Source organism: Allobosea sp. GW821-FHT03A12 (genome assembly GCF_058986765.1).
Window position 1 is genome coordinate 24,700 of record NZ_JBYSVZ010000013.1, and the last position, 23,231, is coordinate 47,930.

At 67.5% G+C, this 23,231-nt stretch carries 25 protein-coding genes; 10 read left to right on the forward strand and 15 right to left on the reverse strand.

From position 1 onward, the window contains the following. Nucleotides 1–3 precede the first annotated feature (3 nt). The 3 genes from AC3WLC_RS30965 to AC3WLC_RS30975 form a co-directional block, all read right to left on the reverse strand. Entirely contained in the window at nt 4–612 is a 609-nt protein-coding gene (locus AC3WLC_RS30965; RefSeq protein ID WP_493687741.1) for a TPM domain-containing protein, read from the reverse strand. A gap of 1 nt (nt 613) precedes the next feature. After that, nucleotides 614–1,423 carry a TPM domain-containing protein gene (locus tag AC3WLC_RS30970; protein WP_493687742.1) on the reverse strand — a complete coding sequence of 270 codons (810 nt, stop codon included), beginning with the start codon at nt 1,421–1,423 and terminating at the stop codon, nt 614–616. A gap of 116 nt (nt 1,424–1,539) precedes the next feature. Next, on the reverse strand, nt 1,540–2,148 hold the full coding sequence (locus tag AC3WLC_RS30975; protein ID WP_493687743.1) for a LemA family protein: 609 nt from the start codon (nt 2,146–2,148) through the stop codon (nt 1,540–1,542). A gap of 154 nt (nt 2,149–2,302) precedes the next feature. Here AC3WLC_RS30975 and ggt point away from each other — a divergent pair, with 154 nt between their 5' ends. Beyond that, a complete protein-coding gene (ggt, locus tag AC3WLC_RS30980) occupies nt 2,303–4,063 on the forward strand; it encodes a gamma-glutamyltransferase (protein WP_493687744.1) in 1,761 nt (586 codons plus the stop codon). Nucleotides 4,064–4,125: 62 nt separating this feature from the next. After that, nucleotides 4,126–4,818 (forward strand): acid phosphatase, encoded by a 693-nt coding sequence (locus AC3WLC_RS30985; RefSeq protein WP_493687745.1) that lies wholly within the window; start codon nt 4,126–4,128, stop codon nt 4,816–4,818. A 1-nt stretch (nt 4,819) separates the two neighbouring features. Here AC3WLC_RS30985 and AC3WLC_RS30990 read toward each other — a convergent pair whose 3' ends face one another. The 3 genes from AC3WLC_RS30990 to AC3WLC_RS31000 form a co-directional block, all read right to left on the reverse strand. After that, the gene (locus AC3WLC_RS30990; protein ID WP_493687746.1) at nt 4,820–5,317 is read right to left on the reverse strand and encodes a hypothetical protein; all 498 of its coding nucleotides are present in this window, start codon (nt 5,315–5,317) and stop codon (nt 4,820–4,822) included. After that, entirely contained in the window at nt 5,317–6,537 is a 1,221-nt protein-coding gene (rlmN, locus tag AC3WLC_RS30995) for a dual-specificity RNA methyltransferase RlmN (RefSeq protein WP_493687747.1), read from the reverse strand. Before rlmN ends, AC3WLC_RS30990 begins: the two co-directional genes overlap by 1 nt. A gap of 79 nt (nt 6,538–6,616) precedes the next feature. Further along, a complete protein-coding gene (locus AC3WLC_RS31000; protein ID WP_291675442.1) occupies nt 6,617–7,213 on the reverse strand; it encodes a hypothetical protein in 597 nt (198 codons plus the stop codon). A 254-nt stretch (nt 7,214–7,467) separates the two neighbouring features. Between AC3WLC_RS31000 and AC3WLC_RS31005 the strand changes: the two genes are divergently transcribed. Continuing rightward, on the forward strand, nt 7,468–8,439 hold the full coding sequence (locus AC3WLC_RS31005) for an NADPH:quinone oxidoreductase family protein (RefSeq protein WP_493687748.1): 972 nt from the start codon (nt 7,468–7,470) through the stop codon (nt 8,437–8,439). Nucleotides 8,440–8,443: 4 nt separating this feature from the next. On the opposite strand, the gene AC3WLC_RS31010 is transcribed toward AC3WLC_RS31005, so the two are convergent. Beyond that, a complete protein-coding gene (locus AC3WLC_RS31010; RefSeq protein ID WP_493687749.1) occupies nt 8,444–8,824 on the reverse strand; it encodes a YkvA family protein in 381 nt (126 codons plus the stop codon). A 171-nt stretch (nt 8,825–8,995) separates the two neighbouring features. On the opposite strand from AC3WLC_RS31010, the gene AC3WLC_RS31015 reads away from it, so the two are divergent. Next, entirely contained in the window at nt 8,996–9,781 is a 786-nt protein-coding gene (locus AC3WLC_RS31015; protein WP_493687750.1) for an SDR family NAD(P)-dependent oxidoreductase, read from the forward strand. A gap of 69 nt (nt 9,782–9,850) precedes the next feature. Here the strand turns inward: AC3WLC_RS31015 and AC3WLC_RS31020 are convergent, their stop codons facing one another. Both AC3WLC_RS31020 and ftsY read right to left on the reverse strand, forming a co-directional pair. After that, nucleotides 9,851–10,474 carry a septation protein A gene (locus AC3WLC_RS31020; RefSeq protein ID WP_493687751.1) on the reverse strand — a complete coding sequence of 208 codons (624 nt, stop codon included), beginning with the start codon at nt 10,472–10,474 and terminating at the stop codon, nt 9,851–9,853. After that, nucleotides 10,471–11,646 (reverse strand): signal recognition particle-docking protein FtsY, encoded by a 1,176-nt coding sequence (ftsY, locus tag AC3WLC_RS31025; RefSeq protein ID WP_493687752.1) that lies wholly within the window; start codon nt 11,644–11,646, stop codon nt 10,471–10,473. The genes AC3WLC_RS31020 and ftsY overlap by 4 nt, the downstream gene beginning before the upstream one ends. A 71-nt stretch (nt 11,647–11,717) precedes the next feature. On the opposite strand from ftsY, the gene AC3WLC_RS31030 reads away from it, so the two are divergent. From AC3WLC_RS31030 to AC3WLC_RS31040, 3 genes are all read left to right on the forward strand, one after another. Beyond that, a complete protein-coding gene (locus AC3WLC_RS31030; RefSeq protein WP_493687753.1) occupies nt 11,718–12,461 on the forward strand; it encodes an RluA family pseudouridine synthase in 744 nt (247 codons plus the stop codon). Between the two features lie 94 nt (nt 12,462–12,555). Continuing rightward, nucleotides 12,556–13,209: a DUF6875 domain-containing protein gene (locus tag AC3WLC_RS31035; protein WP_493687754.1), complete on the forward strand. Its 654-nt coding sequence runs from the start codon at nt 12,556–12,558 to the stop codon at nt 13,207–13,209. 2 nt (nt 13,210–13,211) lie between these two features. Beyond that, the gene (locus AC3WLC_RS31040) at nt 13,212–14,396 is read left to right on the forward strand and encodes a GNAT family N-acetyltransferase (RefSeq protein WP_493687755.1); all 1,185 of its coding nucleotides are present in this window, start codon (nt 13,212–13,214) and stop codon (nt 14,394–14,396) included. A gap of 48 nt (nt 14,397–14,444) precedes the next feature. On the opposite strand, the gene AC3WLC_RS31045 is transcribed toward AC3WLC_RS31040, so the two are convergent. The 4 genes from AC3WLC_RS31045 to AC3WLC_RS31060 form a co-directional block, all read right to left on the reverse strand. Next, nucleotides 14,445–14,747, reverse strand: coding sequence for a 4a-hydroxytetrahydrobiopterin dehydratase (locus AC3WLC_RS31045; RefSeq protein WP_493687756.1), 303 nt, complete (start codon nt 14,745–14,747; stop codon nt 14,445–14,447). 2 nt (nt 14,748–14,749) lie between these two features. Further along, entirely contained in the window at nt 14,750–15,328 is a 579-nt protein-coding gene (thpR, locus tag AC3WLC_RS31050; RefSeq protein ID WP_493687757.1) for an RNA 2',3'-cyclic phosphodiesterase, read from the reverse strand. Between the two features lie 311 nt (nt 15,329–15,639). Then, nucleotides 15,640–16,695, reverse strand: a complete 1,056-nt coding sequence (locus AC3WLC_RS31055; RefSeq protein ID WP_493687758.1) for an aldo/keto reductase — start codon at nt 16,693–16,695, stop codon at nt 15,640–15,642. 72 nt (nt 16,696–16,767) lie between these two features. Beyond that, entirely contained in the window at nt 16,768–17,361 is a 594-nt protein-coding gene (locus tag AC3WLC_RS31060; RefSeq protein ID WP_493687768.1) for an arylesterase, read from the reverse strand. A gap of 184 nt (nt 17,362–17,545) precedes the next feature. Between AC3WLC_RS31060 and AC3WLC_RS31065 the strand changes: the two genes are divergently transcribed. The 3 genes from AC3WLC_RS31065 (at nt 17,546) to AC3WLC_RS31075 (ending at nt 21,844) form a co-directional block, all read left to right on the forward strand. After that, complete coding sequence (locus AC3WLC_RS31065; protein WP_493687759.1) at nt 17,546–18,253, forward strand: ABC transporter ATP-binding protein; 708 nt, start codon at nt 17,546–17,548, stop codon at nt 18,251–18,253. Between the two features lies 1 nt (nt 18,254). Then, complete coding sequence (locus AC3WLC_RS31070; protein WP_493687760.1) at nt 18,255–20,849, forward strand: ABC transporter permease; 2,595 nt, start codon at nt 18,255–18,257, stop codon at nt 20,847–20,849. Between the two features lie 218 nt (nt 20,850–21,067). Next, entirely contained in the window at nt 21,068–21,844 is a 777-nt protein-coding gene (locus AC3WLC_RS31075) for a Bax inhibitor-1/YccA family protein (protein ID WP_326872179.1), read from the forward strand. Nucleotides 21,845–21,931: 87 nt separating this feature from the next. Here the strand turns inward: AC3WLC_RS31075 and AC3WLC_RS31080 are convergent, their stop codons facing one another. Together AC3WLC_RS31080 and AC3WLC_RS31085 are read right to left on the reverse strand one after the other, a co-directional pair. Beyond that, nucleotides 21,932–22,300 carry a DUF2794 domain-containing protein gene (locus AC3WLC_RS31080; protein WP_493687761.1) on the reverse strand — a complete coding sequence of 123 codons (369 nt, stop codon included), beginning with the start codon at nt 22,298–22,300 and terminating at the stop codon, nt 21,932–21,934. A gap of 329 nt (nt 22,301–22,629) precedes the next feature. After that, nucleotides 22,630–23,223 (reverse strand): peroxidase-related enzyme, encoded by a 594-nt coding sequence (locus tag AC3WLC_RS31085; RefSeq protein WP_493687769.1) that lies wholly within the window; start codon nt 23,221–23,223, stop codon nt 22,630–22,632. Nucleotides 23,224–23,231: the final 8 nt, after the last annotated feature.

Genomic DNA, 23,231 nt, shown 5'->3' on the forward strand with positions numbered 1-23,231 from the left:
GCCCTACAAAATCACCACCTTGTTGGGCAGCTCGTCGACATCGTCGGCGGCCGGCGGCGCATGGGCGGCCAGCATGGCGCCGACATCGCGCACCGCCGCGATCAGCCCCTCGCGCAGGGCATCCTGCGCCGCCGCGGCGAGCAGCGGGTCGATGATCTTCTGCCAGGCCGCGTCATCGACCTTGGCCGAGATGCCGGCATCTGCGACCACCTCAGCATAGCGCTCCTGCACAGCGATATAGAGCAGGACGCCGGTACGCCCGCGCGTCAGGGTCAGCCCGCGCGCCGTGAACTCGCGCAGCGCCGTCTCATGCGCCTGCCGCCGCTTGACGAAACCGGGCACGAAACGCCCGCCGCGCCCATACCAGAGCAGGGTCGCGAGCAGCAGCGCCGCTGCGATCAATTGGGCCAGGAAAATGCTCGACGCGCTCAGCTTCGTGATGAGCAGCAGCGGCCAGGGCACGAACAGGGAAAGAGCCAGCGCCAGAACCAGCGGCACCGCGACATAGCTGCCGGCGGCGCGGTCGACGACGACGACGATTTCGCCGGAGGTCTGTCGCTCGGCCTCTCGCACCGCCTCGGCAATAGCGTCGCGATCCTCGGAATTCAGCATCTCACCAATCCCCCGAAGCCCCGCCACCGCCGGACGAGCCGCCGCCGCCCGAGAATCCGCCCGAGCTCGACCCGCCACCCCAGCCCGAGCCCCAGCCACCCGAGGAGGAGCCGCCGCTCCAGCCCGCACCGCCGGAGGGCGGCAGGACGATCCAGCGCCCGTCCCGCGTCCGGTGCTGGCGCGCCCCGCCGGAGGAGCGGCCGAGCTCCTGCATGAAGCTCACGATCAGGATGAACACCATGATCATGACGAAAATCACCGCAGCGGTCTCGACCCAAGAGGATTCGTCGCTGCGGATCTGGGCGCGCCGCTGCCATTCCTCGGCATCGCCGGTCAGGATCGACAGGATCGCATCGACTCCGCCCTCGATACCCCCAGCGAAATCGCCGTTCTTGAACTTGGGCGCGACCGCAGTGGTGATGATCACCTTGGAAAGCGCGTCGGTCAGCGCGCCCTCAAGCCCATAGCCGACCTCGATGCGCACCTTGCGCTCGTTCGGCGCGACGATGAGCAGCACGCCGTTGTTTTTGGCCTTCTCGCCGAGCTTCCAGGCCCGGAACAGCCCGTTGGCGAAGTCCTCGATCGGATAGCCCTGGAGCGAGGGCAGCGTCGCGACCACGACCTGGTCGCTGGTCTTGTCCTCATGCGCTTTCAGCTTCTGCTCGATCCGGGCCGAGGCTTCGGCGTTGAGCAGGTGCGCATTGTCGACGATGCGGCCGGTCAGGGCCGGGTAGGTCGGCTCGGCAGCGGCAGCGAGAAGCGGGAAGAGGAGGAAGAACAGGAGGGCGGCGAGTCGACGGACCGGCGTCATGCTCGGGCTCGACCCGAGCATCTCCTGATCGAGATTCTCGGGTCTGCGCTTCGCTCCGCCCGAGAATGACGAAGCGTCAGTCGTGGTGACGACCCGGGTCACGCAGGATCACGCGCTCAGAACTTCACCGCCGGCGGCCGTTCCGCTCCTGCCGTCGCCGAGAAGCTCTCCATCGGCTTGGCGCCCCAGAACAGGCGGGCCCAGATCACGCCCGGGAAGGTCCTGATCTCCGTGTTGAAAGCCTGAACCACCTGGATGTAGTCGCGCCGGGCGACCGTGACCCGGTTCTCGGTGCCTTCAAGTTGTGACTGCAGCGCCAGGAAGTTCTGGTTCGACTTGAGGTCGGGATAACGCTCCACCGTCACCATCAGCCGCCCGAGCGCACCGCTGAGCTGGTTCTGCGCGTCCTGGTATTCCTTGAACTTGGCGGGGTCGGTGATGGTCGAGGCGTCGACCTTGACCTGCGTCGCCTTAGCGCGCGCCTCGATCACCTGGGTCAGGACCTCGCGCTCCTGCTGGGCATAGCCCTTCACCGTCTCGACCAGATTGGGGATCAGGTCGGCGCGGCGCTGGTACTGGTTCTGTACCTCGCCCCAGGCCGCCTTCGCCTTCTCCTCCAGCGTCGGCACGTTGTTGTAGCCACATCCGGCGAGCACAAGGCCGAACAGCCCGACCAGCAGCATGACGAGGGGCCGGCGAACCGCCGGAGACTGCGCGAGCACCATGACGAACCCCTTCGGCTTGGGCAGGATAAACTTGGCAGAACAAATCATGCCTCGACCATAGCCGCGCCGCCCGGCAGATCAAACCAGCGCCGCAAGCATGGCGCGCAAGCCGAGAAGCACGCTAGTCTGCGCCGCCAAGGAAGAGGAGTGGACCATGCCGCTTACATCGTCCGCATTCGGTACCCGCTCGGCCATTGCCTTCAGTCTGTGGCTCGCCGCCACAGCAGCGGCGCCGGCCCAAACCATGGCGCCCGCGCCGGAAGCCGCCACGGGGCGCATCGCCAAGACGCTCGGCACGGCGCAGCGCTACATGGCTGCCGCCGCCAACCCGCTCGCCGCCGCGGCCGGCCGCGAGATCCTGCGGGCCGGCGGCAGCGCCACCGATGCCGCGATCGCGATCCAGCTCGTGCTCAACCTGGTCGAGCCGCAGAGCTCCGGCATCGGCGGCGGCGCCTTCTTCGTCTACTGGGATGAGACCGGCCGGCAGTTGGTGACGCTCGACGGACGTGAGACCGCGCCGAAGGCGGCCAAGCCAGAGCGCTTCCTCGGCGCCGACGGCAAGCCGATGAAGTTCGTCGACGCCGTGGTCGGGGGCCGTTCGGTCGGCGTGCCCGGCACGGTCCGCCTGCTCGAGGAGGCGCATAAGCGCTGGGGCAAGCTGCCCTGGGCTGAGGTCTTCGCTCCGGCGATCAAGCTGGCCGAGGAGGGCTTTGCCATCTCGCCGCGCCTCAATGGCCTGCTGGCGCAGGAAAAGAGCCTCGGCAAGGACGCCCGCGCTGCTAGCTATTTCTACGAGGCCGACGGCAAGCCCAAACCGGTCGGCGCCATCCTGAAGAACCCGGCCTTCGCCACGACGCTGCGCGCCATCGCCGGGCGCGGCGCCGATGCCTTCTACGAAGGCGCGATCGCCGAAGACATCGTCGCGACGGTGACCGGCCACAAGGACAATCCCGGCGACATCACGCTCGACGATCTCGCCACCTACAAGGTTGAGGAGCGCGCTCCGCTCTGCGGCCGCTACCGCACTTACACGCTCTGCGGCATGGGCCCGCCGAGCTCGGGCGCCGTCGCTGTACAGCAGATCCTGGGCATGCTGGAGACCAAGGACATCGCCCGTCTCGGTGTCGGAGCGGAAGCCGCGCATATGTTCGCCGAGGCCGGAAAGCTCGCCTTCGCCGACCGGGCGCTCTATCTCGGCGACCCCGCCTTCGTCAGCGTGCCGACCACCGGCCTGATCGACGAGGAGTATGTCCGTGAGCGCGCCGGGCTGATCAACCCGGACAAGGCGATGGGGAAGGCCAGCGCCGGCACCCCACCGAACAAGCGCGCCTTCCTGTTCGCCCCGTCCGAGGGCGTCGAGAACGGCACCAGCCATATCTCGGTGATCGATGCCGCCGGCAACGCCGTCTCGATGACCACGACGATCGAGGACGGCTTCGGCTCGCGCCTGATGACCAAGGGCGGCTTCCTGCTCAACAACGAGCTGACCGATTTCTCCTTCGCCCCGACGGAGGACGGCAAGCCGGTCGCCAACCGGGTCGAGCCCGGCAAGCGCCCGCGCTCCTCGATGGCGCCGACCATCGTCTTCGACGCCTTCGGCCGGCTCTACGCGGTCACCGGCTCGCCCGGCGGCAGCCAGATCATCGGCTATGTCGCCAAGACGCTGGTCGCCCTGCTCGACTGGAAGATGGACCCGCAGCGCGCCGTCGACCTCGCCAATTTCGGCAACCGCAACGGCCCGACCGAGCTGGAAAAGGGCACGGAAGCCGAGCCCTGGAAGGCCGCGTTGGAAGCCAAGGGCCATGAGATCAGGCTGATCGAGATGACCTCGGGCATCCAGGCGATCGTCAAGACGCCGGAAGGCTATCTCGGCGGCGCCGATGGCCGGCGCGAGGGCGTCGCGATCGGCGACTGAGCTTCATCAGCCTGTCACAAGGCAGGCGCTGGGTGCCGATCCCGCCCCTAGGGATCGCCGCCATGCGCATCATCGCTTCAGCGCTGCTGACCGCAGCTCTTCTTCTCGTTGCCCCGGCCTGGGCCGGCGAGGGCAAGCCCTTCGCCACCGCCGAGACCATCGACCTTCTCACCCTGCTGAAGCCGCCGCCGGCCAATGACTCCGCGCAGACCAGGGCAGAGCTCGCCGAGGTGCTGACCATCCAGGTCACCCGTACGCCTGCGATGGAAGCGCAGGCGCAAGCCGATGTGGTCGAGGATATCTGGCGCTTCTCTGATGTGATGGGTCTCGCCTTCAAGCCGGAGGCCCTGCCGGCCTTCTCGGCCTTCTTCGACCGCGTGGTCGCCACCGAAGGCGCCGTCGTCGACCCCGCCAAGGACAGCTGGAAGCGCCCGCGCCCGCATCAGTACAGCCCACTGGTGAAGCCGGTGGTGAAGATCTCGAATTCCGGCGCCTACCCATCCGGGCACACCACCGTCGGCACGCTGATGGGCATCGTGCTCTCGAACATGGTGCCGGAGAAGCGGGCGGAGATCATGGCCCGCGCCTGGGCCTATGGTGAGAACCGCATCGTCGGCGGCATCCATTTCCGCGCCGATATCGAGGCCGGACGCATCGCCGGCAGCGTCATCGCCGCCCGGATCATGGAGCAGCCGGAGTTCCGTACCGAATACGCCGCCGCCCGCACGGAGCTGCGCAAGGTGCTCGGGCTCTGAGTCAGCCTTGCTGCGGCTTGTTGGGGCGGTCGGCCTTCTCGCCGCCTGCCCCACGCCCGGCGATCAGCCAGTAGACGAAGCCCGTCGCAGCGCCGACCAGGAAGAGCGCCGAGACGACCTGCATCTCGCCGGCGCTCGGCGCCCTCGCCATGCCGAGCATGGCAAGCGGCAGCAAGGCCGCCAGCAGGCCGGTGAGACCGCTCTGGATCAGGCCGCTGCGGAAGCGGAAGAGCTCGGACCCGATCGCGACCAGCACCACCGGCAGCACCAGGATGGCGAAACCGAGCCGGCCAAGCAGCGAAAAAGCTGCCTCCGCCGTGGGACCGGGATCGAAGCCGCGCTCGGCCTGGTCGAACAGCGTCGCGATCAGCCGATCGAAGCCGCCGCCAATCAGCAGGCCGAGATCGGGCGAGGCGACGCCGGCGATCAGCAGCGCGACCAGCCCGGAGCCAACCGCAAACAGCAGCGCGAACGGGATCAGCAGCAGCCAGCGCAGCATCAGTGCGCCGCCGCCGCGTCGGCTTCGCCCTGCTCCAGCATCAGCCGGGCCCGGGCCGAGAGCTTCTCGGTCTCGCTCTTGAGCTGGCCGCAGGCGGCGAGGATGTCGCGTCCGCGCGGCGTGCGTACCGGCGAGGCATAGCCGGCCCTGAACACGATCTCGGAGAAGCGCTCGATCCGCTCCCAGTCCGAGCACTCGTATTTCGTGCCGGGCCAGGGATTGAACGGGATCAGGTTGATCTTGGCCGGGATGCCCTTGAGCAGGCGCACCAGCTCGCGCGCCTCGGCATCGCTGTCGTTGACGCCCTTCAGCATCACGTACTCGAAGGTGATGCGCTTGGCGTTCGACAGCCCGGGATAGTTCCGGCAGGCGTCGAGCAGGTCCTTGATCGGGTACTTCTTGTTGAGCGGGACGAGCTCGTTGCGGAGGTCGTCGCGCACCGCATGCAGCGAGATCGCCAGCATCGTGCCCATCTCGTCGCCGAGCGGGCCGATCTGCGGCACAACGCCCGAGGTCGAGACGGTGATGCGCCGGCGGCCGAGCGACAGGCCCTGATCGTCGGTGATCACGCCGATCGCATCGCGCACGCCGTCAAAATTGTAGAGCGGCTCGCCCATGCCCATGAAGACGATGTTCGAGACGAAGCGCCCGCCATCATTGGGAACGAAGGCGCCGTCAGGCGCGCTGCGGTTGGGGAAGTCGCCGAGCCTGTCGCGGGCGACCATCAGCTGCGTGACGATCTCCTCGGTGGTCAGGTTGCGCACGAGCCGCTGCGTGCCGGTATGGCAGAAGGTGCAGGTCAGCGTGCAGCCGACCTGGCTGGAGACGCAGAGCGTGCCGCGATCGACCTCGGGGATATAGACGCACTCGATCTCGGCGCCGCGGTCACGCGGACCGGTCGGCGCCATGCGCAGCAGCCATTTGCGGGTGCCGTCGCTGGAGACCTGCTCGGCGGTGACTTCCGGCAGGTCGAGCGTGAAATGTTCGGCGAGCTGCGCACGCAGGCCCTTGCCGATCGTCGTCATCTCCTGGAAGTCACGGACGCCGTAATGGTAAATCCAGTTCCAGAGCTGGCCGACGCGCATACGCCGCTCCTTCTCGGGAACGCCGATCTCGGCCAGGGCAGCATCAAGGCCGGCGCGCGTGCGCCCAGCCAGCGAGGGCCGCCGCACAACAGGTTCGGCCGCCAAAGGGGCGGCGTCAGCAACAGAGAGATTCATCGGAACTCGGCTCGCAACGGGCGATATCACCCGGAATTGGCCGCCTCATAGCACGAGCGCGGCCAATCGCGAAATTATCTTACTTGCAGGCGTCCTCGGCCCGCTTGACGATCTGCGAGATGCCGGCGAGCGAATACTTGTCGCTGGTCGCATTGCCGCGCTTCGAGGTGCCCTTGATCTCGAGCCCAGAGCCTTTGCGCAGCGCATCGAGCATGCGGCCTTCCTCGGCCGGATTCTTCAGCCAGACATTCTGGCCCTTGGCGACCAGCGCGAAGCGTTCGGCGCCGATGATCGCCTGATGCTCGACATCTTCCTTGAGGTCGAAATTCATCACGAGGCTGATCTCGTTGCGCACACCCTCGCCCGGGCGGCTGGAGATGAACAGCAGGCCCTCGACATCCTTGAGATTGGCGGGGGTGCGGCTCTCGGCCTTGGACAGAGCGTAACAGATCTTGGAGCGGCCCTGCTGCGAGGAGAAGGCCTGCCATTTGCCGGCGCTTTCGAGCAGCAGCGCCTGGCCCTGCCCGCCGGTCGCGGCAGTCTTGGCCGGCGCCGGCTTGCTGGCGGCGCGCTGAGCCTGTGCCGGGGCGGCCGCAAAGGCCAGGGCCGCCAGGCCGAGCAGGGCGGCGGCCAGGAGCGGGCGGCGGGCGGAAGAGGGAGCCGAAATGCGAATCATGGATCGCCAGTAACCAACAAAAACGTTAACGCCGAATGGAGAATGCGCGGGATCGGCGATCCGGATTGACGCAACGCGACGGATAGAATGTCACGATCCTGGCGAAAATGCGAACGCTCGCTGCGGGTGCACGGTCCGAACGACGCCTTCTGCTTCAATAGTTTAGGGCGGGCTCACCCCCGGTTCCGTTCGGCTGCAAGCTGTGCCAGCCTTGTGCAGATGCGAGAGAAACGGCCGGACAGGATGGAGGATCGATGAAGGCGCTGCTGTGCGAAGCCCTCGGGCCGGCCGAGACCCTTGTGATCCGCGACCTGCCCGAACCGAAGCCAGGCCCCGGCGAGATCGCGATCCGGGTCAAGGCCGCGGCGCTCAATTTCTTCGACACTCTGGTGATCCAGGGCCGCTATCAGGTGAAGCCGCCACTGCCGTTCTCGCCCTCGGCCGAATGCGCCGGCGTCGTAAGCGCCATCGGCCACGGCGTCACGAATTGGCAGGTCGGCGAGCGCGTCGCCGCCTGGCTCGGCCATGGCGCCGCCCGCGAGATCGTCGTGGTTCCGACTGAGGCCGCGATCCGGATTCCCGAGAAGCTCAGCGACCACCAGGCCGCCGGCCTCTTCGTCACCTATGGCACCGCGATGCACGGGTTGATCCAGCGCGGCGATATCAAACCGGGCGAGACGCTCGCCATCCTCGGCGCCGCCGGCGGTGCGGGCTTGGCCGCCGTCGAGATCGGCGCCCTGCTCGGCGCAAGGGTGATCGCTTGTGCCTCCTCGCCGGACAAGCTCGCCCTCGCCCGCGAGCATGGCGCGCAAGAGGGGCTGGACTATGCCGCCGACGATCTCCGCGCCGGCCTGCGACGGCTCGCTCCCCAAGGTCTCGACGCGCTTTACGACACGGTCGGCGGGGAGTTCGCCGAGCCGGCACTGCGCTCGATGGGCTGGGGCGGGCGCTATCTCGTCGTCGGCTTTGCCGGCGGCGAGATCCCGAAGATCCCGCTCAACCTGCTGCTCTTGAAGGGCTGCGACCTGCGCGGCGTGTTCTGGGGCGATTTCGTCAAACGCGATCCGGCCGGCCACCGCGCCAATATGGAACGCCTGCTCGCCTGGGCGGCGGCCGGCCAGATCCGCGCCCATGTCCACGGCGCCTATCCACTCGAGCAGGCGGCGGAAGCGCTCGCCCTGATTGCCGGGCGCAAGGTCCAGGGCAAGGTCGTGCTGGTGCCCTGACCGATCAGAGATCGGTCAGCATCTCCTTGGCCTTCTCGCGATGCTGCGGCGTGATCGAGCCGGCAACGGCAGCCAGCGCCGCGGCGATCACCGCGGCATCGTCGGTGAAGCCGAGCAGCGGCATCACGTCGGGGATCGCGTCGAGCGGCAGCACGAAATATCCGAGCGCCGCCAGCAGCGTCAGCTTGACGCGCCGCGGCGTCGCGGGATCACGCGTGCAGACCCAAGCCGCGAGCAGATCCTCGGCGAAGGGGATGCGCTTCGCCACCCGCTTCAACCGCCCGATGAACTCGGAGCCGAAGCGTGCCTCATCGCGCAGGCTCTTGCGGATCGACGCCATTTCTTCCGCGGTGAAGCGCTGTCCGAACCCGAAGCTGTCGCTCATTCCTCTCTCCTTGGCGCGCTGGTTCCTTAGCCCGCCGTCGATGCGAAGATGTGGCCCCGCATGAAGGGCTGCACAAGGGACCGACTCAGAATCGCACGTCGAACCCTCTTGGATGGCGAGCATCGCGCCTCTAAACCCCATGCAGCAATGTCAAAAGACGCGAGGGACGCCATGAAGCTCGACTCCTCCATCGCCGCCATCGTCACCGGCGGCGCCTCCGGCCTCGGCGAGGGCACGGCGCGCATGCTCGCCGGCCACGGCGTCAAGGTCGCCCTGTTCGATCTTAATGCCGAGCGCGGCGAGGAAGTCGCCAAGGAGATCGGTGGGCTATTTTGCGCCTGCGACGTCACCAGCGAGCAATCGGTCGACGCCGCCCTGGAGAAGGCGCGCGCCGCCCATGGCGTCGCCCGCATCGTCGTCAACTGCGCCGGCATCGCGCCGGGGCGCCGCGTCGTCTCGAAGAAGCGCGACACCGGCGAGCTCGTCGCCCATGACCTCGCTACCTTCGAGAAGGCGGTCGCGATCAACCTGACCGGCACCTTCCGCCTGATCGCCAAATCGGCGGTGGCGCTCGCTGGCCTCGATCCGGTCACCGAGGATGGCGGCCGCGGCGTCTTCGTCTGCACGGCCTCCGTCGCCGCCGAGGACGGCCAGATCGGCCAAGCCGCCTATGCCGCCTCCAAGGCCGGCGTCGTCGGCCTGACCCTGCCGATCGCACGCGATCTCGCCGGCGTCGGCATCCGCATCGTCACGATCATGCCCGGCCTGTTCGAGACGCCGATGTTCGCCGGCCTGCCCGATGACGCCCGTGCCTCGCTCGCCGTCTCGGTGCCGCATCCCTCGCGTCTCGGCCGGGCTTCGGAATATGCCGCTCTGGTCAAGAGCATCGTCGAGAACGACATGCTGAACGGCACCGCGATCCGCTTGGACGGCGCGATCCGGCTGGCACCGAAATAGGGCCGCTCCTCGTCTGTCATTCCGGGTTCCTTGCTTTGCGAGGCCCCGGAATGACAGCCCAGATGCCCTTTACTCAGCCCCTTCCGGCCGCTTGATCTCATGCTTGAGGATCAGCGGCGTCTGGGCCAGCGCGAAGATCATCGTCAGCGGCATCACGCCCCAGACCTTGAAGGCCACCCAGAAATCCTGGGTCTGCGTGCGCCAAACCACCTCGTTGAGCGCCGCCAGCACGAAGAAGAACAAGCCCCAGCGCAGGGTCAGCCTGCGCCAGCCCTCCTCGTCGAGCTGCAGCACGCTGTCGAGCACCAGCGCCAGCAGCGAGCGGCCGAAATAGAGCCCGCCGAGCAGGATGCAGCCGAACAACGTGTTCACGATCGTCGGCTTGACCTTGATGAAGAAGGCGTCGTCGAGCGCCAGCGTCAGTCCACCGAACACCGTCACCACCACGGCGTTGACGATCGCCATGCGCGGCAGATGGTTCATCACGATCTTCGACAGCGCCAGCGCGATCAGCGAAGCGGCGATGAAGACGCCGGTCGCGACGAAGATGCGCCGGTCCTCGGCGACGCCGAACCAGCGGTCGCCATAGGAATTGACGAAGAAGAAGATCGCCAGCGGCCCGAATTCGAGCGCCAGCTTGACCAGCGGATTGATCGGCTTCGCCCCGGTCGGATTGGCCGCCGCCCCGCTCATGCCGCTTCTCCCAGCCCTGCCACGGCGCGGGCGAAATCGCGCGCCGAGAATGGTTCGAGGTCGTCGACGCTCTCGCCGACGCCGATGAAATGCACGGGCAGGCCGAATTGGGCCGCGAGCGCCACGAGGATGCCGCCGCGCGCCGTGCCGTCGAGCTTGGTCATCACCAACCCGGTGACGCCGGCGGTCTCGCGGAAGGCCTCGACCTGGCTGACCGCGTTCTGGCCGACGGTGGCGTCGAGCACGAGCAGCGCCGCATGCGGCGTCTCAGGATCCAGCTTGCGGATCACCCGCACCACCTTGGCCAATTCGTCCATCAGTCCCGTCTTGTTCTGCAGCCGCCCGGCCGTGTCGATCAGCAGCACGTCGGTGCCTTCGACCTTCGCCTTCTGCAGCGCCTCGAAGGCGAGTCCGGCCGCATCGGCGCCCTGCTGGCCGGAAACGACCTGTGCTCCCGTCCGCTCGCCCCAGACCTTGAGCTGCTCGATCGCAGCGGCACGGAAGGTATCGCCCGCCGCCAGCATCACCGACTTGCCCTCGGCCCGGAACTTGGCCGCGAGCTTGCCGATCGTCGTCGTCTTGCCCGAGCCGTTGACGCCGACCATCAGGATCACGAACGGTTTTTTCGTGGCGTCGATCACAAGTGGTGTCGCGACCGGGGTCAGGATCGCCTCGACCTCACGCGCCAGGATCGCCTTCACCTCCTCCGGCTCGATCTGCTTATCATAGCGGCCCTCGCCGACCGCCTTGGCGATCCGAGAGGAGGTCGCGAGGCCGAGATCGGCCTGGATCAGGATGTCCTCCAGATCCTCCAGCGTACCGGCGTCGAGCTTGCGCTTGGTGAAGAGGTCGCTGATCCCGGTCGTCAGCGCCGAGGAGGTCCGCGACAGGCCGTCGCGCAGCCGGCGCCACCAGCTGCGCCTGGGCTGGACCGGCTCCGGCTGGGGCTGCGGTTCTGGCGGCGCGACCGGCAGCGGCGCATCCTCGTCGAGCAGGATTTCCGGCGCGGCCGGTGCCTCCGGCTCGGGCTCTGGCACGATCTCGGCGACGGGTTCGACTGGCGGCTCGGGCAGGGGAGCGGGTGCCGGTTCCGGCGGCCGTGGCGGCTCCGGCTGGTCCAGTCCGAACAGCTTCGAGAAGAAGCCGCGTTTCTTCGGTTCGGTCTCGCTCATCACTCGTCCTGCCGCTGCAAGCGGCAACGTATGGGGTTGCACCGCCCTGCGGTCATGTTTAGCGCAATGCCATGACGAGCCCCGAGCGACCAGCCTTTTCGCAGGACGACCTGCCCTTCGCGTTGCTGCATCGCGACGCGATGATGCTCGTCATCGACAAGCCGGCGGGACTTCCGGTGCATCGCGGCCCGGCGGCGAAAGGCCGCATCATTCCGGTGCTGACCGATCATCTCGACGCCCTGCGCTTCGGCCTGCCGCGCCGGCCGGAGGCGGCGCACCGGCTCGATAAGGACACATCCGGCTGCCTCGTGCTCGGCCGGCACCCGCGCGCCATGGCCCAGCTCAACCAGCTCTTTCGCGATGGCCACATCGAGAAAACCTACTGGGCGGTTGTCGAAGGCGACCCCGCCGAGGACGCAGGATTGATCGACTTGGCCCTGGCGAAGCGCTCGCCCGAGCGCGGCTGGTGGATGAAGCCGGACCCGAAAGGCCTGCCCTCGCAGACACGCTACCGCGTGCGCGGCCGCGGCCGGCTCGATGGGATCCAGCTTGCCTGGCTGGCGCTCGAGCCGCTGACCGGCCGCACGCACCAGTTGCGCGTGCATTGCGCTGCCAGTTTCGGGCCGATCCGGGGCGATGAAATCTACGGCTCGGCGCCACGCGATACCGGCCCGGGCCTGCATCTTCACGCACAGAGCATTGCGATTCCGCTCAATCCGAAGCGCGAGCCGGTGACGGTTTCGGCTCCGCCACCACCACATATGCGGGTAGCTCTCGCGGCCTGTGGCTGGTCCGAGAGCGACAAGCTTTCCTAAACCCTAACGCCGCCCCTATCTGCGACAAGACCTCGTCAACCATTCCCTAAGGCGCAGCTGCTATCCCCGGTTGCACTGGCCCACGGGGTTTCTCATGCTGGACAAGGTGGCGAGAACAGCGGAAGCGCGCGATGCGCTGCTGACCTTCGCGCAGGCGCGCGCTGACATCGCCGACGACCCTGGCGCGAATGCCTCGCTCGCCACATTGCTGGGCTGGGTCGAGAGCTATCTGATGCGCGAGCATCCCGATCTCGGCCGTACCGGCGCCGTCTGCCCCTTCACCCGCCAGGCCGCCCGCATCGACACGGCAAGGCTCGCCATCTGCAGCGCCGGCCCAGACGAGGAGGAGCGCGCCTTCGCCCTGATCCGCGCCAGCTTCGGTGCGCTCGACGCCATCCCCTGCAAGCCCGGCATGGTGCATTTCCGCACCGTCATTGTCGGCTTCCCGAATTGCGGCGATGAGCGCGGCGTCGCCATGCTGCAGCGCGTCCAGAAGCGGCACAAATTCTACTCCCTCTCGCGCGGCCGGATGATCGGGCTGATGTACGAGGCCTCCGACGCGCCCGGCTTGTGGAACCGCGATTTCCGGCCCTTGCGAGCCCCCCTGCCGGTCCTGGCCATCCGTCACATGGTCGAGCACGATGCGCCGTTCGCCGCCCGGCATCCGCTGCTGCTCGCGCCCTATCTCGCAAAGTTCCGCCTGGCGGGGGCCAAGCGCCTGATCGACCATATCCGCGGTCAGGGTTGAGCATGCCTGCCAAGCCCATGCGTCGGGACGCTGACGGATCGCCCTTGCCCGGCGGCGAGGTGGCAGCGGGCTTCTCCGTCGAGATCCTCAGCGGCCGTGACGCTTTCCTGGCGCTCAAGCCGGAATGGGACGCGCTTTTCGCCCGTGCCGGCCTGCCGCAGCAGCTCTTCCAGCGTCACGCCTTCCTGCGGCACTGGTGCGACCATTATCTCTCGGCCGATGATCACCTCTGCCTAGTCGTGGGGCGCGAAGCCGGCCGCCTGGTCATGCTCTGGCCGCTTGAGCGGCGGCGCCGCCTCGGTCTCGAGCTGGTGCGGCTGATGGGTGCGCCGGTGGCGCAGTTCGGCGATGTCCTCGTCGAGCCCAGCCCGCGCCGCGAGCACTGGCTCGAACGCGGCTGGGAGGCACTGCGCCGGCACGGCGTCGACCTCGTCGAACTGCGCCTGGTGCGCGCCGACGCGGCACTCGCTCATTGCAGCCGGCTCGCGCTGGCCGCTCCGGTGGTGAGCCAGGAAGCTCCGTTCGCCGACCTCGCCTTGCGTGTCGCACCGGATGGGCCGAGCCTTGCCTATCCCGCACGCGACCGCTCGAATTATCGCCGGCGCCTGCGCCGGCTCTCCGAGCGTGGCGAGATTGCCTTCACCCATCAGGAGCCCGGACCTGAAGCGGGCGCGCTGGCGGGGCAGGCCGTCACGATGAAGCGGGAATCGCTCGCCCAGCACGGTGTCGTCGCCCCCGCGGTCTCGAATCCCCGTTTCGGGAGCTTCTTCGCCGCGCTTGCAGCCGACCATGGCGAGGAGACGGGCCTGCGTCTCTCGGTCGTCACTTGCGACGATCGCCCGGTCGGGATCGACCTGTCCTTCGATTGCAAGGGCCGCAGCTTCGGCCATGTCATCGCCAGCGATCCCGCCTTCGAGCGCGAGGGTCTCGGCCGGGTGCTGATTCATCATGCCTTTGCCAGCGCCAGGGCGCGCGGCAACGCGATCTTCGATTTGCTGGCGCCCGCCGACCCCTATAAGCGCGAGCATGCCGATGGCGCCGTGCCGGTTCGTGACTTCACCGTGCCGCTGAGCTGGCGAGGGCAGCTCGCCTGCGATTTCGCGCTGCCGCATCTGCGCCCGACACTGAAAGCGATCGCCAAGCGTCTTCCCGTCAGCTGGGTGCGGCGGCTTGCGAGCCCCGGTTAGGGCATCGGCTTATCCGAAAACCGGTCCCCGCTTTTCGGGCCGATGCCACTAGTTCGCCATCGCATCCATGGCGCGCGCCAGCCTGACGTCGAGCTCGGTCAGGCCGCCGGCATCATGGGTCGACAGCGTCACCACGACCGTCTTGTAGATATTCGACCATTCCGGGTGATGGTCCAGCTTCTCGGCCAGCAGCGCCACCCGGCTCATCCAGCCGAAAGCCTCGTTGAAGTCGCGGAAGACGAAGCGCTTGCTCATCGCCTCGCGGCCTTCGACCAGGGTCCAGCCGGTCAGGATCGACAGCGCCTCCTTGCGGGCCTCCGGGCTCAGGCGCTTCGGACGGTCATGTCCCATTGTCACCTCCGCTGCGACACCGCGCCACTCGGCCGGTTCGGGTAGGGCAGGCCGAGCGGATAGGCCGCCTCCAGCACATAAGGTCCGCCGCCGATCGAATCACGCGACGACATCAGCGCCAGGCGCCGCGCCGTGAAGCTGATCGGCCGCACGATCGGATGCAAAGCGAGGTAATGCGCGACATCAACCGGCGAGACGTCCCGCAGGCGAGCCAGCGTCACATGTGGCGTGAACTTGCGTGATTCGGCCGGCAATCCAAGCCGCCGCATCAATCGCTCCAGCTCGGCCTGCAACTCGTTCAGCTTCGGCGAGGGCTGGACGCGGGCGAAGACCGCGCGCGGCCGGTCGCCACCGAAGCTGCCGAGCTGGTCGAGCGTGATCGTCAGCGGCTCGCCACCGAGATCGTTGAGGAAGCTGTCGACGTCATGGGCCATGCGCCTGTCGACATCGCCGAGGAAGCGCAAGGTGATGTGATAGTCGGCGGGCTCGATCCAGCGGGCGCCGACCAGTCCGCCACGATGCAGCGTCAGGGCCGAAGCGACCTCGGCGGGAATCTCTAGCGCGGTGAACAGCCTAGGCATGATGAATCAGTGCCAAGCATTTGTGACTCTGGCGAGACGGCAGCCTCGCACCGTCAACCGCCGTTCACAAGCCGGCTTGGTTGTCGTCATGCGCGGGAACCCCTCCCCCCCTGTGGGGAGGGGCAGGGGTGGGGGTCGTAAAGCCGGAGCGATCGGCCGGACTTGATAGCGCTATCGCCGCTGCCAGGCCCTTTTTCCTGCCGGCGATCACCAAGCGGCACCACCCCCAACCCCATATCTTTCCCAACAAGGGGAAGGGAGGAGCCAAGGCAATCAGCCGTTCGCAGAGGAAGCCGGAAGGAAGCGCCAAGCTACGGACAGGGATTGCCGACCCGCTGATGGATCGCGTCGATCTTCGCCTCCAGCTCCGGCGAGATCGAGACCTCAGCCGAGCCGATCGCCGTCCTGAGCTGCTCCATGCTGGTCGCGCCGATGATGTTCGAAGTGACGAAGCAGCGCGAGGTCACGAAGGCCAGCGCCATCTGCACGGGATCGAGCCCGGCCTCTTCGGCGAGCGCGATATAGGCCTTGATCGCCAGCTCCGAGCCCGCCGTCTGGTAGCGCTGAGCCCGGTCGAACAGCGTCGTGCGCGCGCCCGCTGGCCGGGCCCCGTCGAGATATTTGCCGGAGAGGTAGCCCTGGCCCAGCGGCGAATAGGCGAGCAGCCCGACCTGCTCACGCATGGCGATTTCGGCCAGCGCCGTCTCGAAGGTGCGGTTCAGCAGGTTGTAGGCGTTCTGGATCGACTGGACACGGGGCCGATCGCTGTCATCAGCCGCGGCGAGGAAGCTCATCGTGCCCCAGGCGCTCTCATTGGAGAGGCCAAGATGGCGGATCTTGCCGGCCTTGACCACGGCCGCAAAGGCGTCGAGCTGCTCGGCGAACGGCGTCTCGTCCTCGGCCTTCGTGAACGCGGCCTGGTTGAAGCGCGTCGGGTTCGAGCCCCATTGCATCGGCCGATCGGGGAAATGGATCTGGTAGAGGTCGATATAGTCGGTCTGCAGCCGCTTCAGGCTCTTGTCGACGGCCTCCTCGACCTGCCTGCGGTTGACGCGGGTCGGCCCCTTGTCGTCGCGGAACCAGTCATTGGTCGAGCGGCCGACGATCTTGGACGCCAGGATCACCTTGTCGCGATTGCCGCGCGCCTTGAACCAGCTGCCGATGATCGTCTCGGTCGCGCCTTGCGTCTCGGGCTTCGGCGGAATCGAATAGAGCTCTGCCGTATCGAAAAAGTTCACGCCCTGGTCGAGCGCGTAGTCCATCTGCGCATGGCCCTCGGCTTCCGTATTCTGCTGGCCGAAGGTCATCGTGCCCAGGCAGATCGCCGAGACCTTGAGGTCGGTGCGGCCGAGACGGCGGTATTCCATGGCGAAAGGCTCCGGCGACAGACGAGCCGAGGCACGCCGCGCATGACTGGGATGTAGCGGATACGCCCTGGCTCAGGAGCGCGGGCGCAGGGAGGCGAGGAACCGCTCCACCGTCGGCAGGATGCGCTGCGCGATGACGCGCACGCCTTCAGCCGTCGGATGCAGCATGTCGGGCTGGTTCAATACCCGGTCCCCGGCGATCCCGTCCAGAAAGAAGGGATAGAGGATGAGCCCATGCTTCTCGGCGAGCTTCGGATAGATCGCGTCGAAGCGAGCGACGTAGTCCGGGCCGTTGCTGCGCGGCGCATACATGCCGGCGAGCAGGACCGGGATGCCGCGCGCCTTCAGCCCGGTCACGATCGCGTCAAGCGACTTTTCGGTCAGCGCCGGATCGACGCCGCGCAGGGCATCGTTGGCGCCGAGTTCGAGGATGACGCCGTCGGTCCCATCGGGCACCGACCAGTCGAGCCGCTCCAGCCCGCCCTGCGAGGTATCGCCGGAGACGCCGGCATTGGCGATCTCGACCGAAATCCCCTTGTCGCGCAGCAGCTTCTCCAGCACGGTCGGAAAAGCGGCGCTCCCCGGCAGGTTGTAACCGGCGCTCAGGCTGTCGCCGAATGCAACCAGCTTGAGAGGCTTGGTCTGGGCATGAGTCGCGCTGTTCATCAAAAAAGAACCCAGGCTGATAGAAGCGAGCAGCATGACCGCCCAAATCCGCGGCCACAGCTGGATTCGCAAAGGCAAGCGCCCATATCGGGTGGCGGCGCAACGCATGGCGGTTCTGGTCCCTTCGGCTCGGAATGACGGTCGAAGCGGCGACATCGGATGGGATGAAAGCGGAAACATGGCGGTGAGCGAAGGAACCCCGGCGGTGATCGAATTGAGCGATGTCGAGCTCAGTCTGGGGCGCGGCGCCGCCCGCGTCCATATCCTCAAGGGCGTTTCGCTGGCGATCCCGCAGGGTCAGGCCACCGGCCTGGTCGGCCCCTCCGGCTCCGGCAAGTCGACCCTGCTGATGACCATGGCCGGGCTGGAACGGCCCGATTCCGGCTTGGTCAAGGTCGCCGGCCAGGATCTCGGCGCGCTCGGCGAGGATGCGCTCGCGCTCTTCCGCGGCCGCCATATCGGCATCGTCTTCCAGTCCTTCCATCTCGTTCCGACCATGACGGCCCGCGAGAACGTCGCGCTGCCGCTTGAGCTTGCCGGTGCGGACGACGCCTTCGAGCGCGCCGCCGCCGAATTGCGCAATGTCGGCCTTGGCGAGCGCCTGGACCATTATCCAGCCCAACTCTCCGGCGGCGAGCAGCAGCGCGTCGCCATCGCCCGCGCCGTCGCGCCCGATCCGGCGATCCTCGTCGCCGACGAGCCCACCGGCAATCTCGACGAGAGCACCGGCCGCTCGATCGTCGACCTGATCTTCGCGCTCCGGCGCGAGCGCGGCGCCACCCTGGTGCTGGTCACTCATGATCTCTCGCTCGCCGCCAGCTGCGACCGCACCGTGCGCCTGCGCGCCGGCCGCATCGAGACCGAAGCCGGCACCGAGGCGCTGGCGATCTGATATGCACGCTCCGGTCAAACCGTCCGCATCGGCCTCCAGCCCCGCACGCCGCCCTGTCGGTCTGACGCTCGCGCTGCGGCTCGCCTGGCGCGATCTGCGCGGTGGCCTGCGCGGCTTCGGCGTCTTCATCGCCTGCCTGGCGCTCGGCGTCATGGCGATCGCCGCAGTGTCCTCGGCCTCGCGCGGCCTCAGCGAGGGCCTTGGCCGCGAAGGCCGGCGCATCCTCGGCGGCGATGCCGCCTTCAGCCTGATCCATCGCGAGCCGACACAGGAGGAACACGCCTTCCTTGCCCGTCATGGCAAGGTCTCGACCATCGCGACGCTGCGCAGCATGGCCAATGCCGGTGAGAAGGGCGCGGCCCTCGTCGAGCTGAAGGCCGTCGACGGCTCCTATCCCAGCGTCGGCGAACTCCGCACCGACCCGGCCCAGCCGACCGCCGATCTCCTTGCCTTGCGCGACGGCGCCTATGGCGGCATCGCCGATCCCGTCCTGTTCGGCCGACTCGACCTGAAACCCGGCGACACCGTGCTGATCGGCTCTACCCGGGTGCAGCTCCGCGCCAGCCTGACCTCCGAGCCCGACAAGATCGCCGCGGGCGTCGGCTTCGGCCCGCGCCTGATCCTCTCGCAGGAGGCCTTGCGGGCGTCGGGGCTGCTCCAGCCCGGCAGCCTCGTCCGCTGGACCGCCCGCGTCCTTCTCCCCGAGGGTGCGAACAGCGACGCGGCGCTCGATGCCCTGCTGGCCAATGCCAGCAGGGAGCAGCCCAATGCCGGCTGGGAGATCCGCTCGCGCGGCAATGCCGCGCCGAACTTCCAGCGCAATATCGAGCGCTTCACCCAGTTCCTGACCCTGGTCGGCCTGACAGCGCTCCTGGTCGGCGGCGTCGGCGTCGCCAATGCGGTGCGCCGCTTCGTCGAGGCCAAGCGGCTCGATTTCGCCACGCTGAAGGCGATCGGCGCCACCGGCGGGCGGGTCGTCGCCATCCACCTGACCGAGGTCATGCTGGTCGCCGGCTTCGGCATCGCGATCGGCCTTGCGCTCGGTGCGGCCGCACCCTTCGCGCTGGGCTATGTGCTCGCCGACATCGTGCCGCTGCCCTTCGAGCCGACGCTCGCCCCGGCCGAGCTCGCCATCGCGGCGCTCTACGGCCTGCTGACGGCGCTGGTCTTCGCTGTCATTCCGCTCGGCCGCGCCCATGACGTGCCGGTCTCGGCGCTGTTCCGCGACCAGATCGAGCCCGACCGGCGCCAGCCGCGCTGGTTCTACAGGGCGATCTTCCTCGCTGCGCTCGCCGGCCTCGTCGGCGTCGCGCTCGTCTTCGCCTATGACCGGCGCATCGCACTGATCTATATCGCCGCCGCCGGCTTCGTCTTCCTGCTGCTGCGCCTCGTCGCCTGGGGCGTGATGGCCTTGGCGCGCCGGGCCGGGCGTCCCAAACGGCCGGCATTACGCATGGCGCTGGCCAACACCTATCGGCCGGGCGCGCTGACCCAGTCGCTGGTGCTGTCGCTGGGCCTGGGCGTCGCCCTGCTCTCGACGCTCGCCTTCATCGACGTCAGCCTGCGCCGGCAACTGACCCAGTCCCTGCCGCAGAAGGCGCCGAGCTTCTTCTTCCTCGACATCCCCAACGCCCAGGCCGCCGCCTTCGATCGCTTCCTTGCCGAGCAACGCCCCGGCGCCCATGTCGAGCGCGTGCCGATGATGCGCGGCCGCATCGTCAGCGTGAACGACGTCCCGGCCGAGCAGATCAAGGCGAGCGAGCAGATGGCCTGGGTGCTCGAGGGCGATCGCGGCATCACCTATTCGACTGCCATGCCCGAGGCCTCCAGGCTCGCCTCGGGCGAGTGGTGGCCGGAGAATTATCGCGGCGAGCCGCTGGTCTCCTTCGATGCCCGCGCCGTCGAGGGGCTCGGCCTCAAGCTCGGCGACAAGCTCACCGTCAACGTGCTCGGCCGCAACATCAGCGCGCGCATCGCCAATTTCCGCGACATCGAATGGCGCTCGCTCGGCATCAACTTCGTCATGGTGTTCTCGCCGAACACCTTCGCCGGCGCGCCGCACACCAACCTCGCCACCGTCACCGACAAGGGCGCGACGCCCGCGGGCAGCGACGCCGCGCTGATGCGCCAGCTCGCCGTCGCCTTCCCGGCGGTGACGGCGGTTCGGGTCAAGGACGCGCTGGAGGCGGTCAACACCATCGTCGGCCAGCTCGCCGGTGCGATTCGCGGCGCCTCCGGCCTCGCCATCAGCGCGAGCCTGCTGGTCCTGGCCGGTGCTCTGGCGGCCGGACAGAGGGCGCGGCTCTATGACGCGATGATCCTGAAGACGCTCGGCGCGACTCGCCGCTTCATACTTTCGTCGTACATCCTCGAATACGCAGGCATTGGTGTCGTGTCCGCCCTGTTCGGGCTCCTGGCAGGTGCCGTCGCCGGCTGGGGCGTCGTCACGCAAGTGATGAAGATAGATTTCATCCCCGATCCGACAGGCGCTATTATCGCCGCGACTGCAGCCGTCGTGGTCACCGTCGTGTTCGGATTGATCGGAACGCTGCAGATACTATCGAAAGCGCCGGCTTCTCATCTGAGGAATTTATGAGGTCTGACTCAGGGCAGCGCAGCATAAACATGGACAGACGGTAATGTTGCATCGACTGGCGACCGAATTTCTATGCCGGAGGCAGCGCTAACCATGCTTGCCTCTTGTAAGCTCGCCTGATCCCCCTCATATTTCGCGATGTCGCGACATTGGTGCGCGGCGGTGGGCGTCGCAAGGGCGGTTGCCCGCCAGGCAAAGTTTCAAGGGGAACTCTCTCCATGAGCGATTTCGACCGCAACGCTCAGGTCTGGGGCGCCGGCCGCGCCCAGCAGACCAGCGCCGTCGAGGTGGACCAGGGCCTGCGCTCGTTCATGCTCGGCGTCTACAACAACATGAGCATCGGCCTGGCCATCACCGGCCTGATGGCGATCGGCATCTCGATGCTGGCGATCGCCGGCTACTCGCCCTCGGGCAAGGTCACCGCGCTGACGCCGCTCGGCCAGGCGCTCTACCTTTCCCCGCTGAAGTGGGTGGTGATGCTGGCGCCGCTGGCCTTCATCTTCTTCTTCTCGTTCAAGGCCGAGAGCATGAGCTCGTCGACCGCGCGCGCCATGTTCTTCGCCTTCGCGGCGGTGATGGGCATCTCGCTGTCCTCGATCTTCGTGGTCTTCACCGGTGAATCGATCGCCAAGGTGTTCTTCATCACCGCGGCCTCCTTCGCTGGCCTCAGCCTGTTCGGCTACACCACGAAGAAGTCGCTGTCGGGCATCGGCTCGTTCCTGATCATGGGCCTGATCGGCCTGGTGATCGCCTCGGTGGTCAACATCTTCCTGGCCTCGAGCGCGCTCTCCTTCGCCATCTCGGTGATCGGCGTGCTGGTCTTCGCTGGCCTGACCGCCTGGGATACGCAGCGCCTGAAGGAAATGTACCTGTACTCGGACATGGACTCCGAGTCGGCCGCGAAGCTCTCGGTGAACGGCGCCCTGTCGCTCTACCTGAACTTCGTCAACATGTTCCAGATGCTGCTCTCGCTCTTCGGCTCGCGCCAGGAGTGATCAGGGCCGCAGTCTGAGAATCAAGAAGCCCCGGCCTCGCGGCCGGGGCTTTTCTTTTGATCTGACGTCACACGGCGCAGGCAGGAATCAGTTCACCACGCTCAGCCGCTTGTCGAGCACCTTGAGCACCCGGCCGAGCTCGGCGCCGCGTTTCAGGATCAGCCCGGTCGCGGTGACCACCGAATAGGCGCCCTGGCGCCGCGCCAGCGACGGATCCTTGACGATCCGATAGAGCGGCACCTCGGCCGTGCGCCGGAAGACCGAGAACTGCGCCTTGTCGCGCAGGAAATCGATGGCGTAGTCGCGCCATTCGCCGGCCGCGACCATCCGGCCATAGAGGTTGAACAGCTCGTTCAGCTCGCGGCGATCGAAGGTGACGGAAGAGGGCGCGGCAGCAGCCGGAAAGGCGACGACCGCGCCCGCTCGCTGACCTGGCGGAGTTTCGCTTTCGCTCATCACGCCTCCTTTTCGTGGCCGGTGGTGATCCGGCAAGGGATGATGCGCCCGCCCTCCGGCGCTGGCAAGAGTCCCGCAAGACAGATTGGTGACAGGCCCGCCATCCTTTTTCGGGGCCGGGGCGATTGCCATGATTTTGCCGCGCTTGCGCCCAGCGAACGCCCCGTTACGGGGCTCAACTCCGATTCGTTGCTTCGGCGGCCCGGCCTGTCCGGTTCCGGACACGTCAGCCCCCCAGCCCCTCCGGCGCTGCGGCGGGCCGGGCCAACGAGTCGAAGCCAACTCACGGCTGGCGGTTTTCCGCCGGCCGTTTTCTTTTGGCCGGCCTTTTACCTGGACGCACCGTGATACTCGGGATTGGGCCGCATATCGACGGCCGAGGCGATCCGGTTCGACATGTTGAAGAAGGCGGCGACCGCTCCGATGTCCCAGATGTCGCGCTCGCCGAAGCCGGCGGCGCGCAGGACCTGCCGATCCTCCTCCTCGATCTTGTGCGGCTCTTCCGTCAGCTTCACCGAGAAGTCGAGCATGGCGCGGTGGCGCCGCGAGAGCCGAGCGGCGCGATAGTTCATCACCATCATCTCGCCGAGCACGGGATCGCCCGAGAGCTGGCGCACCGCCTGGCCATGCGCCGTCAGGCAATAATAGCAACGGTTCACGCTGGAGACCGCGACCGCGATCATCTCGCGCTCCAGCTTCGACAGTCCGGACGGCGCCAGCATCAGGTCATTGTAGAAGGTGGCGAAGGCCTGGAGCTTGGCGTCGTCATGCGAATAGGCGGCAAGCACGTTCGGGATGTAGCCGAGCTTCTCCTCGCATTTGGCGAAATAGGCCTGCATCGGCTCGGAGAGCTCGGCTCGCGGCAGAGAGAGCGCCATCACGGCGGGCGGAGCGTCCTGCTTGGCAGGCTGTTCGCCCACCATCGCTTTGT

Excerpts from the sequence above, each read along its gene's own strand:
- AC3WLC_RS31010 (WP_493687749.1), bottom strand. The coding sequence starts at position 8,824 with ATGAGCGACAGCTTCGGGTTCGGACAGCGCTTCACCGCGGAAGAAATG.
- AC3WLC_RS31045 (WP_493687756.1), bottom strand. The coding sequence starts at position 14,747 with ATGGGACATGACCGTCCGAAGCGCCTGAGCCCGGAGGCCCGCAAGGAG.
- AC3WLC_RS30975 (WP_493687743.1), bottom strand. The coding sequence starts at position 2,148 with ATGGTGCTCGCGCAGTCTCCGGCGGTTCGCCGGCCCCTCGTCATGCTG.
- AC3WLC_RS31000 (WP_291675442.1), bottom strand. The coding sequence starts at position 7,213 with ATGATTCGCATTTCGGCTCCCTCTTCCGCCCGCCGCCCGCTCCTGGCC.
- ggt (WP_493687744.1), top strand. The coding sequence starts at position 2,303 with ATGCCGCTTACATCGTCCGCATTCGGTACCCGCTCGGCCATTGCCTTC.
- AC3WLC_RS30990 (WP_493687746.1), bottom strand. The coding sequence starts at position 5,317 with ATGCTGCGCTGGCTGCTGCTGATCCCGTTCGCGCTGCTGTTTGCGGTT.
- AC3WLC_RS31055 (WP_493687758.1), bottom strand. The coding sequence starts at position 16,695 with ATGGAATACCGCCGTCTCGGCCGCACCGACCTCAAGGTCTCGGCGATC.
- AC3WLC_RS30985 (WP_493687745.1), top strand. The coding sequence starts at position 4,126 with ATGCGCATCATCGCTTCAGCGCTGCTGACCGCAGCTCTTCTTCTCGTT.
- rlmN (WP_493687747.1), bottom strand. The coding sequence starts at position 6,537 with ATGAATCTCTCTGTTGCTGACGCCGCCCCTTTGGCGGCCGAACCTGTT.
- AC3WLC_RS31075 (WP_326872179.1), top strand. The coding sequence starts at position 21,068 with ATGAGCGATTTCGACCGCAACGCTCAGGTCTGGGGCGCCGGCCGCGCC.
- thpR (WP_493687757.1), bottom strand. The coding sequence starts at position 15,328 with ATGCCTAGGCTGTTCACCGCGCTAGAGATTCCCGCCGAGGTCGCTTCG.
- AC3WLC_RS31070 (WP_493687760.1), top strand. The coding sequence starts at position 18,255 with ATGCACGCTCCGGTCAAACCGTCCGCATCGGCCTCCAGCCCCGCACGC.
- AC3WLC_RS31080 (WP_493687761.1), bottom strand. The coding sequence starts at position 22,300 with ATGAGCGAAAGCGAAACTCCGCCAGGTCAGCGAGCGGGCGCGGTCGTC.
- AC3WLC_RS31015 (WP_493687750.1), top strand. The coding sequence starts at position 8,996 with ATGAAGCTCGACTCCTCCATCGCCGCCATCGTCACCGGCGGCGCCTCC.
- AC3WLC_RS31085 (WP_493687769.1), bottom strand. The coding sequence starts at position 23,223 with ATGGTGGGCGAACAGCCTGCCAAGCAGGACGCTCCGCCCGCCGTGATG.
- AC3WLC_RS31030 (WP_493687753.1), top strand. The coding sequence starts at position 11,718 with ATGACGAGCCCCGAGCGACCAGCCTTTTCGCAGGACGACCTGCCCTTC.
- AC3WLC_RS30965 (WP_493687741.1), bottom strand. The coding sequence starts at position 612 with ATGCTGAATTCCGAGGATCGCGACGCTATTGCCGAGGCGGTGCGAGAG.
- ftsY (WP_493687752.1), bottom strand. The coding sequence starts at position 11,646 with ATGAGCGAGACCGAACCGAAGAAACGCGGCTTCTTCTCGAAGCTGTTC.
- AC3WLC_RS30970 (WP_493687742.1), bottom strand. The coding sequence starts at position 1,423 with ATGACGCCGGTCCGTCGACTCGCCGCCCTCCTGTTCTTCCTCCTCTTC.
- AC3WLC_RS31005 (WP_493687748.1), top strand. The coding sequence starts at position 7,468 with ATGAAGGCGCTGCTGTGCGAAGCCCTCGGGCCGGCCGAGACCCTTGTG.
- AC3WLC_RS31040 (WP_493687755.1), top strand. The coding sequence starts at position 13,212 with ATGCCTGCCAAGCCCATGCGTCGGGACGCTGACGGATCGCCCTTGCCC.
- AC3WLC_RS31020 (WP_493687751.1), bottom strand. The coding sequence starts at position 10,474 with ATGAGCGGGGCGGCGGCCAATCCGACCGGGGCGAAGCCGATCAATCCG.
- AC3WLC_RS31060 (WP_493687768.1), bottom strand. The coding sequence starts at position 17,361 with ATGAACAGCGCGACTCATGCCCAGACCAAGCCTCTCAAGCTGGTTGCA.
- AC3WLC_RS31035 (WP_493687754.1), top strand. The coding sequence starts at position 12,556 with ATGCTGGACAAGGTGGCGAGAACAGCGGAAGCGCGCGATGCGCTGCTG.